The organism is Nonomuraea antri (genome assembly GCF_013283785.1).
Lineage (GTDB): Bacteria > Actinomycetota > Actinomycetes > Streptosporangiales > Streptosporangiaceae > Nonomuraea > Nonomuraea antri.
The window spans coordinates 50,465-63,871 of the sequence record NZ_JABCPZ010000035.1 but is presented as its reverse complement, the minus strand read 5'-3'; the positions used below and the strand labels follow the sequence as shown (position 1 = coordinate 63,871).

The window sequence follows — 13,407 nt, the reverse complement described above, 5'->3', positions numbered from 1 at the left end:
GTGCTGGGGACCTCGGTGCTGCGGGCCAGGCTGGTTCGGGCCCTGGTGGTGCTGCGGGCCCTGGTGCTGGGGGCCGGAGTGGATCGGGCCCTGGTGCTGGGGGCTGGGAGGGATTGGGCCTCGGGTCTGGGGGCCGGGCTCGTGGCGTCCGGAATGGTGCGGATCGGCGTGGTGCGGGGCGAGGCGGGTGCGGACGAGCAAGGCGGCGCCCGCCACCGCCGCCGGCATCGCCACCACCGCCACGAACGGCACCAGGAACAGCAGGAACACCACCACCCCGAACCCCAGCGCGCTGGCCTTGTTGCCGCGCAGCAGCGCGAACCGGTCGCGGCGGACCAGGCCCCGGCGTTCCAGGGCGATCGTCGTGAGCTCGACCGTCAGGAAGAATCCGGAAACGGCGGCGCCGAGCACCGGCACGACCGTCTGGCCGATCACCGGGATGAAACCCATGAAGAACAGCGGCACGGTGAACAGCAGCACGTAGAACAGCGTCACCAGGCTGTCTCTGATCGAGCGCGGCAGCGTGCGCCACCACGGCTGTTCCTCGGCGTCGTGCAGCGGGTCGACCGCCGCCGACAGCCGCTCGTAGAACGGCTCGCCAATGGCCAGCGTGATCGCCGCGAACGTCAGCACCGCCAGCACCAGGCCGCCCATGAACAGCGCGATGGCCACCAGGGTCCTGAACAGCTCACGCCAGCTCCACGAGTCGGCGAACGGCGTCAGGAACTCCGCCACGGCGGTCGCGTTGGTTCCCAGGAAGACCAGCGCCACCGCGTAGAGCGCGAACGCGATCAACGCGGGGATCAGCCCGAACAACCACCACCGGCCGTTGCGGGCCACCCATCCGAGCCCCTGGAAGAAGAAGCCGACGCCGGCCCCGAAGTCACGCACTGATCGCATGCCCCGCAGGCTAGCGCCAGAACGACGTCACCGCGTAGCCGAGTTCGGCGAACAGGTCGCGGACGAGCGGCAGGGAGATTCCGAGCACGTTCCCGTGGTCGCCGTCGATGCCCTCGACGAACCAGCCGCCGCGCCCGTCGAGCGTGAACGCCCCCGCCACCTTGAGCGGTTCGCCCGTCTCGACGTAGGCGGCGATCTCCTCCTCGGACGGCTGGCCGAAGCGCACCACCGTCGTCGCCACCTCGGCCGCGGACCGCCCGGACGCCGCGTCGATCACGCAGTGCCCGGTGACCAGCCGGCCGGTGCGCCCGCGCATCAGCCGCCAGCGTTCGACGGCCTCCTCCTGCGTGGCCGGCTTGCCGTACGGCCGTCCGTCGAGCTCCAGGATCGAGTCGCAGCCGATGACCAGCCCCTCGTCCAGCCCGTCGGCCACGGCGGTGGCCTTCGCCTTGGCCAGGGCGAGGCTGAGCGCGGCCGGTGAGTGCGCGGTGAAGGGCTCCTCGTCGACGCCGCTGACGATCACCTTGGGGTCGAGGCCAGCGCTGCGCAGCAGTGCCAGGCGGGCGGGGGATGCTGAGGCCAGGACGATCATCGTCCCAGCTTACTAAGGAAGGCCGGCGGCCCGGACGCTCACCAGTCGGGGTTGGACCTGCCCTGCGCCGGCTGGTGCTGCGGCTGCTCCGCGCTGGGCGGCGGCTCGTAGGGAAAGCCCTGCTGCGGCACCGCTCCGCCGAAGATGCTGCTCAGCAGCCCGCCCAGCAGGTTGCCCAGGCCGCCGGGCAGGGCCTGGTGCTCCCTGTTGAGGTCGTCGGCGACCGCCCCGGCGTCCAGGTTCTGGCCGGCGGCCCGGTTGGCCAGCAGCGACATCACCATGGGAGCGATCAGCGGCAGCAGCTTCATGATGGTGCCGGTGTTGATGCCGGCCATCTGCGAGAGCCCGGCCGCCGCCCGTTCCGTGCCCTGGCCGCCCAGCACGTGCCCGAGGATGCTGTGCCCGTCGCGCGTGAGCGAGGCCACGTCGCCGTTGAACGGGTCGGCGTCGACGTGGTCGTCCAGCGCGCTGCGCAGCGCCTCGGCGCCGTCGGGATGCTCGGCGTTGCGTGCCATGCCGCCGACGATGGTCCCGGACACGGCCTCCACCACCTTGCGCGCGGTGGCCGGATCGGTGCCGAGCATCCCGGCGATCTGCTCGAGCCCGGGGTCGCCGAGCTGGGTGAGAAGCTCGTCATTCAGTGTCACGACTGTCCCCCCGATCGTTGTCGCGGGAGACGTTCCCAGCCCAGAATCGAGCGAACGCCCGGGTTGCGCTAATTCTCGGAAAACTCCCGCTGCTTGCCGGTGGATCCCTCGGGGGCCGGCTGCTCCAGGTGCTCCCTGCGGCTCAGGCCGGCCGCGGCGTACGCGCTCTCCTCGTCCAGCGTCTCGTGCTCGAGCAGCGCGGCCACGATGCCGTCGAGCTTGTCGCGGTTGTCGGAGAGGATCTCGATGGCCCGCTCGTAGCATTCGTCCACGATGCGGCGTGCCTCCTCGTCCACCACGGCGAGCGTGGCGGGCGAGGCCTGCGGCGGGTGCCCGTCGTTGGACAAGATGGTCAGCGGCCCGACCTTCTGCGACATGCCCCAGCGGCCCACCATGCCGCGCGCGATCATGGTGACCTGCTCCAGGTCGTTCTCCGCGCCGGTGGTGATGACGCCGTAGACGACCTGCTCGGCCGCCATGCCGCCGAGCGCGCCGGTGATGCGTCCGCGCAGGTACTGCTCGTCGTAGGCGTAGCGGTCGGTGTCGGGCGTGGAAAGCGTGACGCCGAGCGCCCGGCCGCGCGGGATGATCGAGATCTTCCTGACCGGGTCGGCGCCGGGCTGGAGCATGCCGAGCAGCGCGTGACCGGCCTCGTGGAAGGCGGTGCGGGTGCGCTCCTCCTCCGGCATCACGATGCTGCGCGCCGCGCCGAGCTGCAGCTTCTCCAGCGCGTCGGCGAAGTCGGACATGCCGACCTTCTCCTTGCCGCGCTTGGCGGCCAGCAGCGCCGCCTCGTTGACCAGGTTGGCCAGGTCCGCGCCGGTCATGCCGGGCGTGGTCTTGGCGAGCTGGTCGAGGTTGACCTCGCCGTCGAGCGGCACGCCGCGCGTGTGCACGCCGAGGATCGCGACGCGTCCGGCCGCGTCGGGCAGGCCCACCTGCACCGTACGGTCGAACCGGCCGGGACGCAGCAGCGCCGGGTCGAGCACCTCGGGACGGTTCGTCGCGCCGATGACGATCACGCCTTCGGCGCCGGAGAAGCCGTCCATCTCGGTGAGGATCTGGTTCAGCGTCTGCTCGCGCTCGTCGTGACCGCCGATGCCGCCGGCCCCGCCGCGGGCGCGTCCGATGGCGTCGATCTCGTCGATGAACACGATGGACGGCGCCACCTTGCGCGCCTCCTCGAACAGGTCGCGCACGCGGGACGCGCCCACGCCCACGATCATCTCGATGAACTCGGAGGCGCTGGCCGAGAAGTACGGCACCTTGGCCTCGCCCGCGACGGCCCTGGCCAGCAGCGTCTTACCGGTTCCGGGCGGACCGGCGAGCAGCACGCCCTTGGGCAGCTTGGCGCCGAGCCTGCGGTATTTACCCGGGTCCTTGAGGTAGTCGACGACCTCGACGAGCTCGTTCTCGACCTCGTCGATGCCCGCGACGTCCTCGAACGTGACGCGCACCTTGGCCGCCTCGACCGGCTTGGCCGCCTTGGACTTGCCGAGCCCGCTCAGCCCGCCGCCGCCCATGAGGCTGGCGCCGCGCCGCATGACCCAGATCCAGACGCCGGCCAGCAGCACCACGGGCAGCAGCGACAGCAGCAGGTTCGACAGGAAGCCCCGGGTGATCGGCTTGGAGGTGATCTCGACCTGGGCGTCCTTGAGCTGCTTGTCGAGCTGCACGTTGTCGACGAACGCCGGGATCTCGGTCTGGAACTTCGTGTACGACTCGCCGCCCTCGGGGTTCTTCACCGACGTCCTGAGGTCACCCTCGACGGACAGGCCCTGGGCGTAGATGTCCTTGACGTTCTTGGCGCTCACCTGCTTGGTGAACTCGGTGTACGAGATCGTCTCGACGGATCCGCTGTCGACGAACGAGGACACCACGAAGAAGCCCGCGTAGACGACGAGCAGGGTGACCACGAAACGCCACCAGTTGATCTTCGGCCGGCCGCCGGGCGTGCCCGGCAGGCCCTCCGAGCGCCATGGCGGCTTGGGCTTGCCCTTGTTCGGTGCCTGCGGCGCTCCTGAGCGTTCCACGGCGTCACTCCCCCACATCGCCGCATTCCATGATCGACTAGCCTAGGACACGCAAACCTGAGACAACGCGGGTGATGTCGCGCCAGCGGTTTCTCTGCGTGTCAGGCACTGTGACGAACGCAAGACCAGGCTTGCTCATTCCCCCGTCCATCACGACCACGGCCGCCCGAGATGATCGTTTGCCGTATTTAACCCGATAAATCAGCATCCATCCGCTTTTGACCGGCTGTGACGCGAGCCAGCTGATCCTGGCCCCCTTGGGGTGATGGTTGAGCGTCCAGCGGGCCGCCAGCAGCGCACTGTCACGCGGCGACTTCTGCTCCATGATCGGCAGCGGGCACGTCACGAGCATCCCGCGCAGCCGCCCCTTCAGCGGCAGCACCTGCTTGGTGGTGAACGGCGCGGCCCCGTACGACTTCCACGGCCGCGACAGCTTCGGCACGGCCAGCCCGCTGCGCCGGTCCTTGACCACCCGCTTGCCCGGCCGGCTCAGCTTGACCCGCTTGACCTTGGACGTCAGCTTCGGCACGCGCGGATCGGCGTGCAACGCCTCCATCGCGGTGTATCCGGGCGCCAGCGAGGAACCGGGCGAAGGCGAAGGCGTGGGATCGGCGGCGACGGGCGACTCCGACGCGGACACCGGCGAGGCGGGCGCCTGCGAGGCCGACCCCCGCGGCACGGCCGTGTCGGGGGTGAGCGCGGGCACGGACGAGGCCGGCGCGGCCGACGGCGCGGTGATCGGCCCCGCGACGGCCTCGTCCTGATCCGATGGGAGGGCCACGATCAGCGCGACCACGCCGACCGCGACCGCCGCGGCCACGGCGAGCCCCCGGTAGACGACCCCTATCTTGAGGTCGCCGATGCGGGAGCGCCTGGGCGGAGAGGCAGGGGTTCCCGGGCGTTTGGCGGTTCTCACTTGGGAACCCTTGGTCTCATCTTCCCCATCGAGCACGACGGGAGCGTACGACATATCGCGGCATTCCGCGTATGAAGCTACCGAAGTGTCATCATGGCGTCGTGGAACAGGTGGAGCTCCGATTCGACCGTGCCTCGCGCGACGCCGGGACGCACACCAACCTCTCGGCCCTGCGCAGCGACGGCGCCGGCCTGTGGGTGGCGGGCGACGAGACCGCCACGATCGAGCATCTGGCCTGGTCAGGCGACCACTACGGGTCGCAGCGCACGTTCGCGCTGGCCGACTACGTGCCGCTGCCCGCCGGGCCGCGCGACGAGGCCGACATCGAGGGCCTGGCCAGGGCCGACGGCCACCTGTGGGCGATCGGCTCGCACAGCCTCAAGCGCCGCAAGGTCAAGCCCAAGAGCCCGGAGCGCGCCGCCGACCGGCTGGCCACCGTCGTCCGCGAGGAGAACCGCTTCATCCTGGTACGACTCCCCCTGGACCCGGTCACCGACGCCCCCGCCAAGGGCCAGATCATGTCCGGCAGGAACAACCTGGCCGCCGAGCTGGAGCACGACCGCCACCTGGCCCCGTTCCTGGCGCTGCCGGGCAAGGACAACGGGCTCGACGTCGAGGGCATCGCGGTCCTGGGCGAGCGGGTCTACCTGGGGTTGCGCGGCCCGGTGCTGCGCGGCTGGGCGGTGGTGCTGGAGATCCGCCCGGAGGAGGCCGGGTACGGCAGGCTCAGGCTGGGCGCGCCGTACCGCAAGCACTTCCTCGACCTGGGCGGGCTGGGCGTGCGCGACCTGTGCCCGATGGGCGGCGATCTGCTGCTGCTCACCGGGCCCACCATGGACCTGGACGGCCCGGTGCGCGTGCTGCGCTGGCGGGTGCGGCGCGACGCGGAGATCGTCCCGGCCGACGAGCTGGAGACCGTCGTCGAGCTGCCCTACGGCGTGGGCTGCGACCATCCTGAGGGGCTGGCCGTGCTGGCGGACGGGCGGCTCATGGTGGTCTACGACAGCCCGTCGCCCGCCAGGATCACCCCGGCGGGCGGCGTCCTGGCCGACGTGTTCACCGTCTGAAGCCCCGCGTCGCCCTCCGGCAGCCCGCGCCGCCCTCCGATGACCGATGTCACCGCCTGGCGACCCGCCCGAACAGCCACGGCGCCTCGGCCACGAACGTGCACGAGCCCGGCTCGATCTCGGTGAACCCGGCGTCGCGCACCACCGGCAGCCCGGCCGCCACCTTGGCGTCGAAGTCGCCCTGATCGGCGGCGTCCCGCACGGACACGGTCAGCCCCGCCGCCCGCCAGGCGGCGCGTTCCTCCTGGTCGCTGGCCCACCAGGCGAGCTGCGCGGCGTGCCCGGCCTGGGCCATGGCCTTGCCCGCCGACATGACCAGGCCAGGGTTCGCCCACAACACCGGCGGCGCGGGCGGACCCGGCTCGGCGGTGTCGTGCAGCTCGGTGCCCGACACCTGCAGCCTGGCCAGGTCGCGCGGCCAGTCGTCGAGCGGCACCGGCGGGTGCACGCGCACCTCGGCCGTGCGGTGCTCGACCGTGCGCCCGGGCAGCGCCTCGGCCCGGCGCCACTCGGCGCCCCTGGCCCTGCGCACCACCTTGCGGATCTTGCCGGTGGACTGCCAGGCCAGCAGTTCGGCCGCCCACTCGCCCGGGTCGTCGAGCACGCTCAGCACGGCCATGGCGGCCGCCTCCAGCGCGTCGGTGCGCTCCGGCGGCGCGGCCCTCTCGATCCTGACCACCAGGGGCAGGACCATCAGCTCCGATTCGTTCATCGTGTCCTAGCATGCCCGATCGCCAGGGACATGCCCGCGGCCAGCAGGCACAGCGCGCCCGCGGCGTACCAGGCCAGGTCGTAGGCGCCCAGCTGGTCACGGGTCAGTCCGGCGCCCACGGCCGCGATCGCCGCGCCCACCTGGTGCGAGCCGAACACCCAGCCGAAGACGACCGCGCCGTCGGCCCCGTAGATCTTCCTGCACAGCGCCACGGTGGGCGGCACGGTGGCCACCCAGTCCAGGCCGTAGAAGACGATGAAGACCAGCATGCTGGGCTCGGGGCTGGCCGCGAACAGGCCGGGCAGCACCATCAGAGACAGCCCGCGCAGCCCGTAGTAGACGCCGAGCAGGATCTTCGGATCGACCTTGTCGCTGAGCCAGCCGGAGGCGATCGTGCCGGCGATGTCGAAGATCCCGATGACGGCCAGCAGCCCGGCCGCGACGGGCTCGGCCATGCCGTGATCGTGCGCGGCGGGGATGAAGTGGGTGCCGACCAGGCCGTTCGTACTGGCTCCGCAGATCGCGAAGCCGCCGGCGAGCAGCCAGAACGGCCGGGTCTTCGCCGCCGCGGCGAGCACCGTGACCGCTCTGACCGCCGCGTTCACCTTCGGCGGCGCGATACGCACGGCGCCCGGCTCCGCGCCCAGCGCGGTGGTGCCCACGTCCTCGGGGTGGTCGCGCAGCAGCCACCACACGAACGGCACCACGGCCAGCGCCGCCCCGGCCACGGTGAGCGAGGCGATCCGCCAGCCGGGCCCCTGGGCCAGCCAGGCGAGCACCGGCAGGAAGACGAGCTGCCCGGTGGCCCCGGCCGCGGTGAGGATGCCGGTGACCAGGCCGCGGTGCCGGACGAACCAGCGATCCGTCACGGTGGCCGCGAACACCAGCGCCATCGAGCCGGTGCCCAGCCCGATGAACACGCCCCAGAACAGCAGCAGGTGCCAGCTCTCGGTCATCAGCACGGTGAGCCCGCTGCCCGCCGCCACCGTCAGCAGCGCCAGCGCGACGACGCGGCGCATGCCGAAGCGGTCCATCAGCGCGGCGGCGAACGGCGCGGTCAGTCCGTAGAGCACCAGGTTGATCGATACCGCCAGCGAGATCGTGCCCTTGGTCCAGCCGAACTCGGCCTCCAGCGGATTGATCAGGACGCCGGGGGTGGCGCGGAACCCGGCGGCGCCGAGTATCGCGACGAAGGCGACGCCCGCGACGAACCAGGCCCGGTGCAGCCGGGGGCGGGCGGTGGTGCTCACAGTCATGCGCTAATCCTGATTTATCGCATTACATTGGCGCGAGTGGCCGGATAGCCATTATGTGAAAGAATCGGGCCATGCCGCACCGGATCGCGGTCGTCGTACTCGACCAGTTCGCCCCGCTCGACCTCGGCGTGCCCGGGCAGGTGTTCCACACCGCGGAGTCGCCGGACGGAGAGAAACTCTACGAGGTGGTGACGTGCTCGCCTGGCCGCGCCCCGGTGCGCTGCTCGGCGGGCTACGCCGTGCTCCCCGACCACGACCTCGACGTGCTCGACACCGCCGACACCGTCCTGGTGCCGGGCATCCACGGCGGCCCGACGCTCACCGACGGCGTGATCAGCGACGAACTGCGCGAGGCGCTGCAGGGCCGCCCGCGCACGATGTCGATCTGCACGGGCGCGTTCGTGCTGGCCGCCGCCGGCCTGCTCGACGGCCGCCGAGCCACCACCCACTGGCGCAACGTCGCTCTCTTCGCCACGTTGTTCCCCGACGTGGAACTGGATCCCGACGTGCTGTTCGTGGACGACGGCGACGTGCTCACCTCGGCCGGCGTGGCCGCCGGGCTCGACCTGTGCCTGCACCTCATCAGGCGCGACCACGGCAGCGAGGTGGCCAACCGGGCCGCCCGCCGCTGCGTGATGCCGCCCTGGCGCGACGGCGGCCAGGCCCAGTACATCGACCGTCCGCTGCCGCAGGACGGCGCCGGCGGCACCGCGGCGACGCGGGCGTGGATGCTCACCCACCTGGAGACCCCGCTCGACCTGTCCGCGCTGGCCGAGCACGCCAGGATGAGCGTGCGCACGTTCACCCGGCGCTTCAGGGAGGAGACCGGCGTGAGCCCGGCCAGATGGCTGACCGCCCAGCGGGTCCAGCACGCCAGGCGGCTGCTGGAGACGTCGGACGTGGGCGTGGAGGAGGTGGCCAGGCTGTCCGGGTTCGGCAGCGCGGTCTCACTGCGCCAGCACCTGCACGCCGCCGTCGGCGTCTCACCCCTCGCCTACCGCAGCACCTTCCGCCGCCTCTGAACCGCCTGCACAACCGCGCCCCTGTGGCGGTCCTGGAAGGCCGGCCGAAGGCCGAAGTCGCCGGCCGGGGTCAACGCCGTTCCGGCGCGAACGGCACCCCTGACGCGCGCGCCCTGAGCAGGGTCACCAGCGCCTCGCCGGCCAGCCCGACCCCGATCGACAGCGACACCGACCTGGCCTCGGCCTGCATGCCCGCGGCCATGGCCAGCGCACCCACGCCGAAGCTGATCGCCGCCGTCACCACCCACACGACGAGCGTCTTCCACGTGTAGCGCTGCCACAGCACGCCTTCCTTCCTGAACAGCACGGTGGTGCCCGCGCGCAGCGCGCCGAAGGCGACGCCGACCACGAGCGTTACGGCCAGCCAGACGACGTCGAGCGGGACGAGATGGACCTTGGTCAGTCCGTGCACGCCGAGCGCGACCAGCACGATCGGAGCCACGTAGACGTCTCTGGCGGCCAGCGGTTCGCCGGCGATCCGCCTGGCCACGACGTAGCAGACCAGGCCGACGAGGAGCACGATTTTTAGCACGTCCATGCTAAATAAAATAGCAAGGGTGTGCTATAAAGACAAGGTGCCGAAAATCGTGGATCCGGAGGCCCGCCGCGACGAGGTGGTGGAGGCCGTGTTCCGCGTCGTGCGGCGGGCCGGGTTCGAGCACGCCTCGCTGCGCAACGTGGCCGAGGAGGCCGGGCTGGCGATCGGCTCGGTCCGGCACTACTTCGCCGGCCACACCGAGCTGATGTTGTTCGCCATGCGCGCCTCGCTGGAGCGCACCGCCGGCCGACTGGAGCGGCGGGCCGGTCCGCTGCTTGCCGCCGTCGAATCCGCGCCGCCGGCCGAGCGGGCCGCGCACGTCGAGGGGCTGCTGTCCGAACTGCTGCCGCTGGACGAGCGGCGGCGCGACGAGGCGACCGTGTGGCTGGCCTTCGCCGTCGCCGCGCGCACCCGTCCTGAGCTGCGGGAGCTGGCCCGCGAGTCGTACGAAGGCATGCGCACGCTGGCCGGGCGGGTGATCGAGGGCCTGGGCCGGGGCGGTTGGCTGCCCGCCGGCGCGGACCTCGAGGTGGAGCGGGAACGGCTGTGCGCGCTGATCGACGGGCTCACCGTCGAAGGCGTGTTGCAGCCCGACAGGATGACGCCGGCGCTGATGTCCCGCGCGCTGCGCCGCCACCTGGAGACGCTGACCGGCGCCGGCCTTTTCGCCGACCCGCTTCTCACCGATTCGGCGGAATAGCCTCACCTGGCCGTTTGCCGGTGCGGGTCAACTGGTACGGGCGTACCATCGCTTCAGCACGGCCCCCGTACAGGAAGGACAAGGCCGGTGTGCGCCGCCGCGGCCGGCCCCGTTCCCGGCTCCAGGAAGGCCCATGACTGACTGCGTGCAGATCGTCACGACGGTTCGGACCCAGGAGGACGCCTACGAGCTCGCGCACGCCCTGACCGGCGCCAGGCTCGCGAGCAGCGTCGACGTGCTGGGGCCCGTCGTGTCGATCCGCTACCGCGACGGAGTCGTCAAGGAGACCCGGCATTGGCTGCTCACCATGGAGAGCGTGGCCGCGCGACTTCCGGCGATCGAGGAGTACCTGAGCGTGCATCAGGGGCATGATGTGCCTCACATGGAGGTGACCCCGATCCCCGACGACGCCCGTGTCGCCCGCTGGACCGCCCGCCTCCTCGGCCCGCCGAACTGACTTTTTCCCTCGAATAAAGGAGTACCCTCTTCCCGGGACGTTCGGCCGGCGGAATGCTCGCCGCGAGAAATTGCCGCCGAATATGCCCCCGCAGCGGAGACGCTAGAGTACCCCCTGAGCCCATATCCCGAATTGGAGCATCAGTATGGCCAAGCAGATCGTGGAAAGCTTTATCGACGACATCGACGGCAGCGAAGCCGAGCGCACCACGACTTTCACCCTCGACGGCACGAACTATGAGATCGACCTCTCGGCCGCCAACAGGGACAAGCTGGAGAAGGCTCTTGCCCCGTTCATCACCAAGGCCCGCCCGGTGCGCGCCGAGCGTGGCGTTCGTGGTCGTCGTGCCGCCGCCGTGGTCGGCGCCAAGACGATCAGCCGTGAGAAGTCCACCGAGATCAGGCAGTGGGCCAAGGCCAACGGTCTGTCCGTGAGCGAGCGCGGCCGCATCGCCGCCGCCATCGTGGAGCAGTACGAGGCCCAGCACTGAGTCCAGGCTCCGACCGGACCCACCGGCCCTTCCCGCCCGAGTCGTGCTCGGCGGCGAAGGGCCGTCCTTTTTTCCTGGTCCCCCCGCCCGGCAGAGCCGAATTTTTCGGGAAACGTCGGCTATCCGCCGGTGAGATACTTCCGCAGCCCGGCCGCCAGTGAAGCGGCGATTCGTTCCCGGAAAGCCGGGCTCGACATCTTGGCCGCGTCACCGGTGTTGTTCATGTTCCCGCACTCGATGAAAATGGCCGGCCGCGTCGACAAGTTCAGGCCGCCCAGGTCCGTCCTGGTCTCCAGCGCGTTCCTGCCGCGATAGGTGGAGTAGGACAACCCGGTCCCCTGGCGGTAGGCGTTCCTGACCGCCACCCCGAGCGCGCGCGACGGCGTGACGATCGCGTCGTTGTGCCCCTGCACGAGGCCGGGCAGGATCACGTGGAAGCCGTGCCCGTCGGGCTGCGCGCCGTCGGCGTGGATCGACAGCACCGCGTCCGACTTGGCGTCGTTGCCGATGGCCGCCCGCCGGTCGATGCACGGCCCGACGCCTGTGTCGTTGGGCCGGGTGAGCACGACCTTCGCCCCCATCTTCTCCAGGATGGGCCGGAGCTTGACCGCGACGTCCCAGGTGAAGGCGTGCTCGGTGTAGCCGGCGGCGGTCTCGGTGCCGGTGGTGTTGCACGGTTTGCGTCCGGTGATGATGTCGACCTGCTTGTTGATCTCCTTGGGATGCGACGCGTTGCCGCCGTTGTGCCCGGGGTCGATCGTGACCACCTTGCCCGCCAGCGCCTGCCCCGCCGGGGTGGCCCGGGTGGGCGAGGTCGTGGGCACCGGTGAGGCCGTGGGCACGTGGTGGTTGCGCACGGGCGGCGCCGCCGTGCCGCCACAGGCGGCCGACATCGGCATCAGCACGGCGAAGAGCAGCGGTCCCGCTGCTGAGGCACGCATGTCTCGAACCGTACCGGCTGGGCTCCGCCAAACCCGTGACCCGCCTGACCTGCGATTTCGTGTCGCGGCTGAAGAAATGGCCGGGAAAAGCGAAAGCGCCCGCCGGATCGGCGGACGCTCGCGGTGCTTCGGGGTGGAGCTATGGGGATTCGAACCCCAGACCTCCTCCATGCCATGGAGGCGCGCTACCAACTGCGCTATAGCCCCTTGTTGCTGGACCAGTGTATCCGACTTCGGACCCGCGAAGCACATCGACGACGATCGCCGCCGGCCCCCTACGACAGCAGCTCGCGCAGGATGGTCTCGGCGTGCGTCCACAACACCGCGCCGCCGACGCCCGGCACCAGGTGGTGCCGGGCGCCCGGGATGCGCTTCGCCAGCGTGCGGCCCTGGTCGGGCGAGTGGCCGGTGTCGAGCTCGCCGTACCAGAGGTCGACGGGCACGGTGATCTCCTCCGGCGCGATCGGCCAGCGTCCCATGGCCAGCACGGTGTCGCGGGCGTATCCCGCTGGGCCGCGGACGAACGCCTCGGCCATGGCCCGGCGGTAGGCCCGGTCGAAGTCCGGCTGCTCGTACACGGCCCGGTCCGCGGGCGGGCTGTTCGGCACGATCATGTTCCACAGCGCGTCGGGGGTGAGCGTGGCGAAGAACGTCTCGGCCGTGGCCGGGTCGGCCGCGACCTGGTCGACCAGGTCGCGGAGTCCGGCGGGCAGCGCGCCGGGCATGGCGGCCACCTCGTCGGCCCCCGACACGATCGCGGCCCGGCGTACCGGCAGCCGCGCCGCGCAGGCCAGCGCGAACGGCGCGCCCTGGGAGAAGCCGGCCACCCGCAGGTCGTCGCCCAGGCCGAGCGCCCGCACGTCCTCGGGGAAGGAGGCGAGCGTGCGGCCAGGGTCGGGGTCGGACGCGCCGAGCCCGGGCCGGTCGAGCGAGATCAGCCGGACGCCGAGCCCGGCCAGGGACTCCGCGCCGAACCCCAGCGTGCGGCTGGTGCCCGCACCGGGACAGAACAGGACGGGAACCCCCGACTCCGGCCCCCACTCGGCCCAGCCGAGCGCGCGGCCGCCGGGCAGCCGGGCCCGCCCGAGCCGGGCCGGCGGCATGATCTTGACATGCATGCCCATACCTTCTCCGGC

The 13,407-nt window shown here is 71.4% G+C and carries 16 protein-coding genes and 1 tRNA gene; 6 read left to right on the top strand and 11 right to left on the bottom strand.

Annotation, left to right across the window (positions count from 1 at the left end):
* The 5 genes from HII36_RS14605 to HII36_RS14585 all read right to left on the bottom strand — a co-directional run.
* Window positions 1-900 (bottom strand): EI24 domain-containing protein (locus HII36_RS14605; protein WP_217369519.1); only part of this gene is annotated, 900 nt, incomplete at its 3' end.
* Window positions 901-910: 10 nt separating this feature from the next.
* Window positions 911-1,492, bottom strand: a complete 582-nt coding sequence (locus HII36_RS14600) for a Maf family protein (RefSeq protein ID WP_173523693.1) — start codon at window positions 1,490-1,492, stop codon at window positions 911-913.
* Window positions 1,493-1,530: 38 nt separating this feature from the next.
* The gene (locus HII36_RS14595) at window positions 1,531-2,139 is read right to left on the bottom strand and encodes a DUF937 domain-containing protein (RefSeq protein ID WP_173523692.1); all 609 of its coding nucleotides are present in this window, start codon (window positions 2,137-2,139) and stop codon (window positions 1,531-1,533) included.
* Window positions 2,140-2,207: 68 nt separating this feature from the next.
* Window positions 2,208-4,172 carry an ATP-dependent zinc metalloprotease FtsH gene (gene ftsH / locus HII36_RS14590; RefSeq protein ID WP_173523691.1) on the bottom strand — a complete coding sequence of 655 codons (1,965 nt, stop codon included), beginning with the start codon at window positions 4,170-4,172 and terminating at the stop codon, window positions 2,208-2,210.
* A 37-nt stretch (window positions 4,173-4,209) separates the two neighbouring features.
* A complete protein-coding gene (locus HII36_RS14585) occupies window positions 4,210-4,728 on the bottom strand; it encodes a hypothetical protein (RefSeq protein ID WP_173523690.1) in 519 nt (172 codons plus the stop codon).
* A gap of 46 nt (window positions 4,729-4,774) precedes the next feature.
* On the opposite strand from HII36_RS14585, the gene HII36_RS14580 reads away from it, so the two are divergent.
* Together HII36_RS14580 and HII36_RS14575 are read left to right on the top strand one after the other, a co-directional pair.
* Window positions 4,775-4,936, top strand: a complete 162-nt coding sequence (locus tag HII36_RS14580; protein ID WP_173523689.1) for a hypothetical protein — start codon at window positions 4,775-4,777, stop codon at window positions 4,934-4,936.
* A 253-nt stretch (window positions 4,937-5,189) separates the two neighbouring features.
* Window positions 5,190-6,155, top strand: coding sequence for a DUF3616 domain-containing protein (locus tag HII36_RS14575; RefSeq protein WP_328807713.1), 966 nt, complete (start codon window positions 5,190-5,192; stop codon window positions 6,153-6,155).
* Window positions 6,156-6,204: 49 nt separating this feature from the next.
* Here the strand turns inward: HII36_RS14575 and HII36_RS14570 are convergent, their stop codons facing one another.
* Both HII36_RS14570 and HII36_RS14565 read right to left on the bottom strand, forming a co-directional pair.
* Window positions 6,205-6,867: a peptidyl-tRNA hydrolase gene (locus tag HII36_RS14570; RefSeq protein ID WP_173523687.1), complete on the bottom strand. Its 663-nt coding sequence runs from the start codon at window positions 6,865-6,867 to the stop codon at window positions 6,205-6,207.
* Window positions 6,864-8,123: an MFS transporter gene (locus HII36_RS14565; RefSeq protein WP_173523686.1), complete on the bottom strand. Its 1,260-nt coding sequence runs from the start codon at window positions 8,121-8,123 to the stop codon at window positions 6,864-6,866. Before HII36_RS14565 ends, HII36_RS14570 begins: the two co-directional genes overlap by 4 nt.
* 71 nt (window positions 8,124-8,194) lie before the next feature.
* Here HII36_RS14565 and HII36_RS14560 point away from each other — a divergent pair, with 71 nt between their 5' ends.
* A complete protein-coding gene (locus HII36_RS14560) occupies window positions 8,195-9,145 on the top strand; it encodes a GlxA family transcriptional regulator (protein ID WP_173523685.1) in 951 nt (316 codons plus the stop codon).
* Between the two features lie 70 nt (window positions 9,146-9,215).
* On the opposite strand, the gene HII36_RS14555 is transcribed toward HII36_RS14560, so the two are convergent.
* The gene (locus tag HII36_RS14555) at window positions 9,216-9,683 is read right to left on the bottom strand and encodes a DUF1453 domain-containing protein (RefSeq protein WP_173523684.1); all 468 of its coding nucleotides are present in this window, start codon (window positions 9,681-9,683) and stop codon (window positions 9,216-9,218) included.
* Between the two features lie 37 nt (window positions 9,684-9,720).
* Here HII36_RS14555 and HII36_RS14550 point away from each other — a divergent pair, with 37 nt between their 5' ends.
* The 3 genes from HII36_RS14550 to HII36_RS14540 all read left to right on the top strand — a co-directional run bounded on the left by HII36_RS14550 (window position 9,721) and on the right by HII36_RS14540 (window position 11,330).
* The gene (locus HII36_RS14550; RefSeq protein WP_173523683.1) at window positions 9,721-10,383 is read left to right on the top strand and encodes a TetR/AcrR family transcriptional regulator; all 663 of its coding nucleotides are present in this window, start codon (window positions 9,721-9,723) and stop codon (window positions 10,381-10,383) included.
* Between the two features lie 133 nt (window positions 10,384-10,516).
* Window positions 10,517-10,840, top strand: coding sequence for a divalent cation tolerance protein CutA (gene cutA, locus HII36_RS14545; protein WP_173523682.1), 324 nt, complete (start codon window positions 10,517-10,519; stop codon window positions 10,838-10,840).
* Between the two features lie 145 nt (window positions 10,841-10,985).
* Entirely contained in the window at window positions 10,986-11,330 is a 345-nt protein-coding gene (locus tag HII36_RS14540) for a histone-like nucleoid-structuring protein Lsr2 (RefSeq protein WP_173523681.1), read from the top strand.
* Window positions 11,331-11,449: 119 nt separating this feature from the next.
* On the opposite strand, the gene HII36_RS14535 is transcribed toward HII36_RS14540, so the two are convergent.
* From HII36_RS14535 to HII36_RS14525, 3 genes are all read right to left on the bottom strand, one after another.
* Window positions 11,450-12,271, bottom strand: a complete 822-nt coding sequence (locus HII36_RS14535; RefSeq protein WP_173523680.1) for an N-acetylmuramoyl-L-alanine amidase — start codon at window positions 12,269-12,271, stop codon at window positions 11,450-11,452.
* A 134-nt stretch (window positions 12,272-12,405) separates the two neighbouring features.
* A tRNA-Ala gene (locus HII36_RS14530) sits at window positions 12,406-12,478 on the bottom strand.
* Between the two features lie 68 nt (window positions 12,479-12,546).
* Window positions 12,547-13,389 carry an alpha/beta fold hydrolase gene (locus HII36_RS14525; protein WP_173523679.1) on the bottom strand — a complete coding sequence of 281 codons (843 nt, stop codon included), beginning with the start codon at window positions 13,387-13,389 and terminating at the stop codon, window positions 12,547-12,549.
* Between the last annotated feature and the right edge of the window lie 18 nt (window positions 13,390-13,407).

Bases quoted from the DNA above. Each gene is read 5' to 3' on its own strand.
- HII36_RS14535 (WP_173523680.1), bottom strand. From the start codon at position 12,271: ATGCGTGCCTCAGCAGCGGGACCGCTGCTCTTCGCCGTGCTGATGCCG.
- HII36_RS14570 (WP_173523687.1), bottom strand. From the start codon at position 6,867: ATGAACGAATCGGAGCTGATGGTCCTGCCCCTGGTGGTCAGGATCGAG.
- HII36_RS14560 (WP_173523685.1), top strand. From the start codon at position 8,195: ATGCCGCACCGGATCGCGGTCGTCGTACTCGACCAGTTCGCCCCGCTC.
- HII36_RS14565 (WP_173523686.1), bottom strand. From the start codon at position 8,123: ATGACTGTGAGCACCACCGCCCGCCCCCGGCTGCACCGGGCCTGGTTC.
- HII36_RS14525 (WP_173523679.1), bottom strand. From the start codon at position 13,389: ATGCATGTCAAGATCATGCCGCCGGCCCGGCTCGGGCGGGCCCGGCTG.
- HII36_RS14600 (WP_173523693.1), bottom strand. From the start codon at position 1,492: ATGATCGTCCTGGCCTCAGCATCCCCCGCCCGCCTGGCACTGCTGCGC.
- HII36_RS14540 (WP_173523681.1), top strand. From the start codon at position 10,986: ATGGCCAAGCAGATCGTGGAAAGCTTTATCGACGACATCGACGGCAGC.
- HII36_RS14585 (WP_173523690.1), bottom strand. From the start codon at position 4,728: ATGGAGGCGTTGCACGCCGATCCGCGCGTGCCGAAGCTGACGTCCAAG.
- HII36_RS14555 (WP_173523684.1), bottom strand. From the start codon at position 9,683: ATGGACGTGCTAAAAATCGTGCTCCTCGTCGGCCTGGTCTGCTACGTC.
- cutA (WP_173523682.1), top strand. From the start codon at position 10,517: ATGACTGACTGCGTGCAGATCGTCACGACGGTTCGGACCCAGGAGGAC.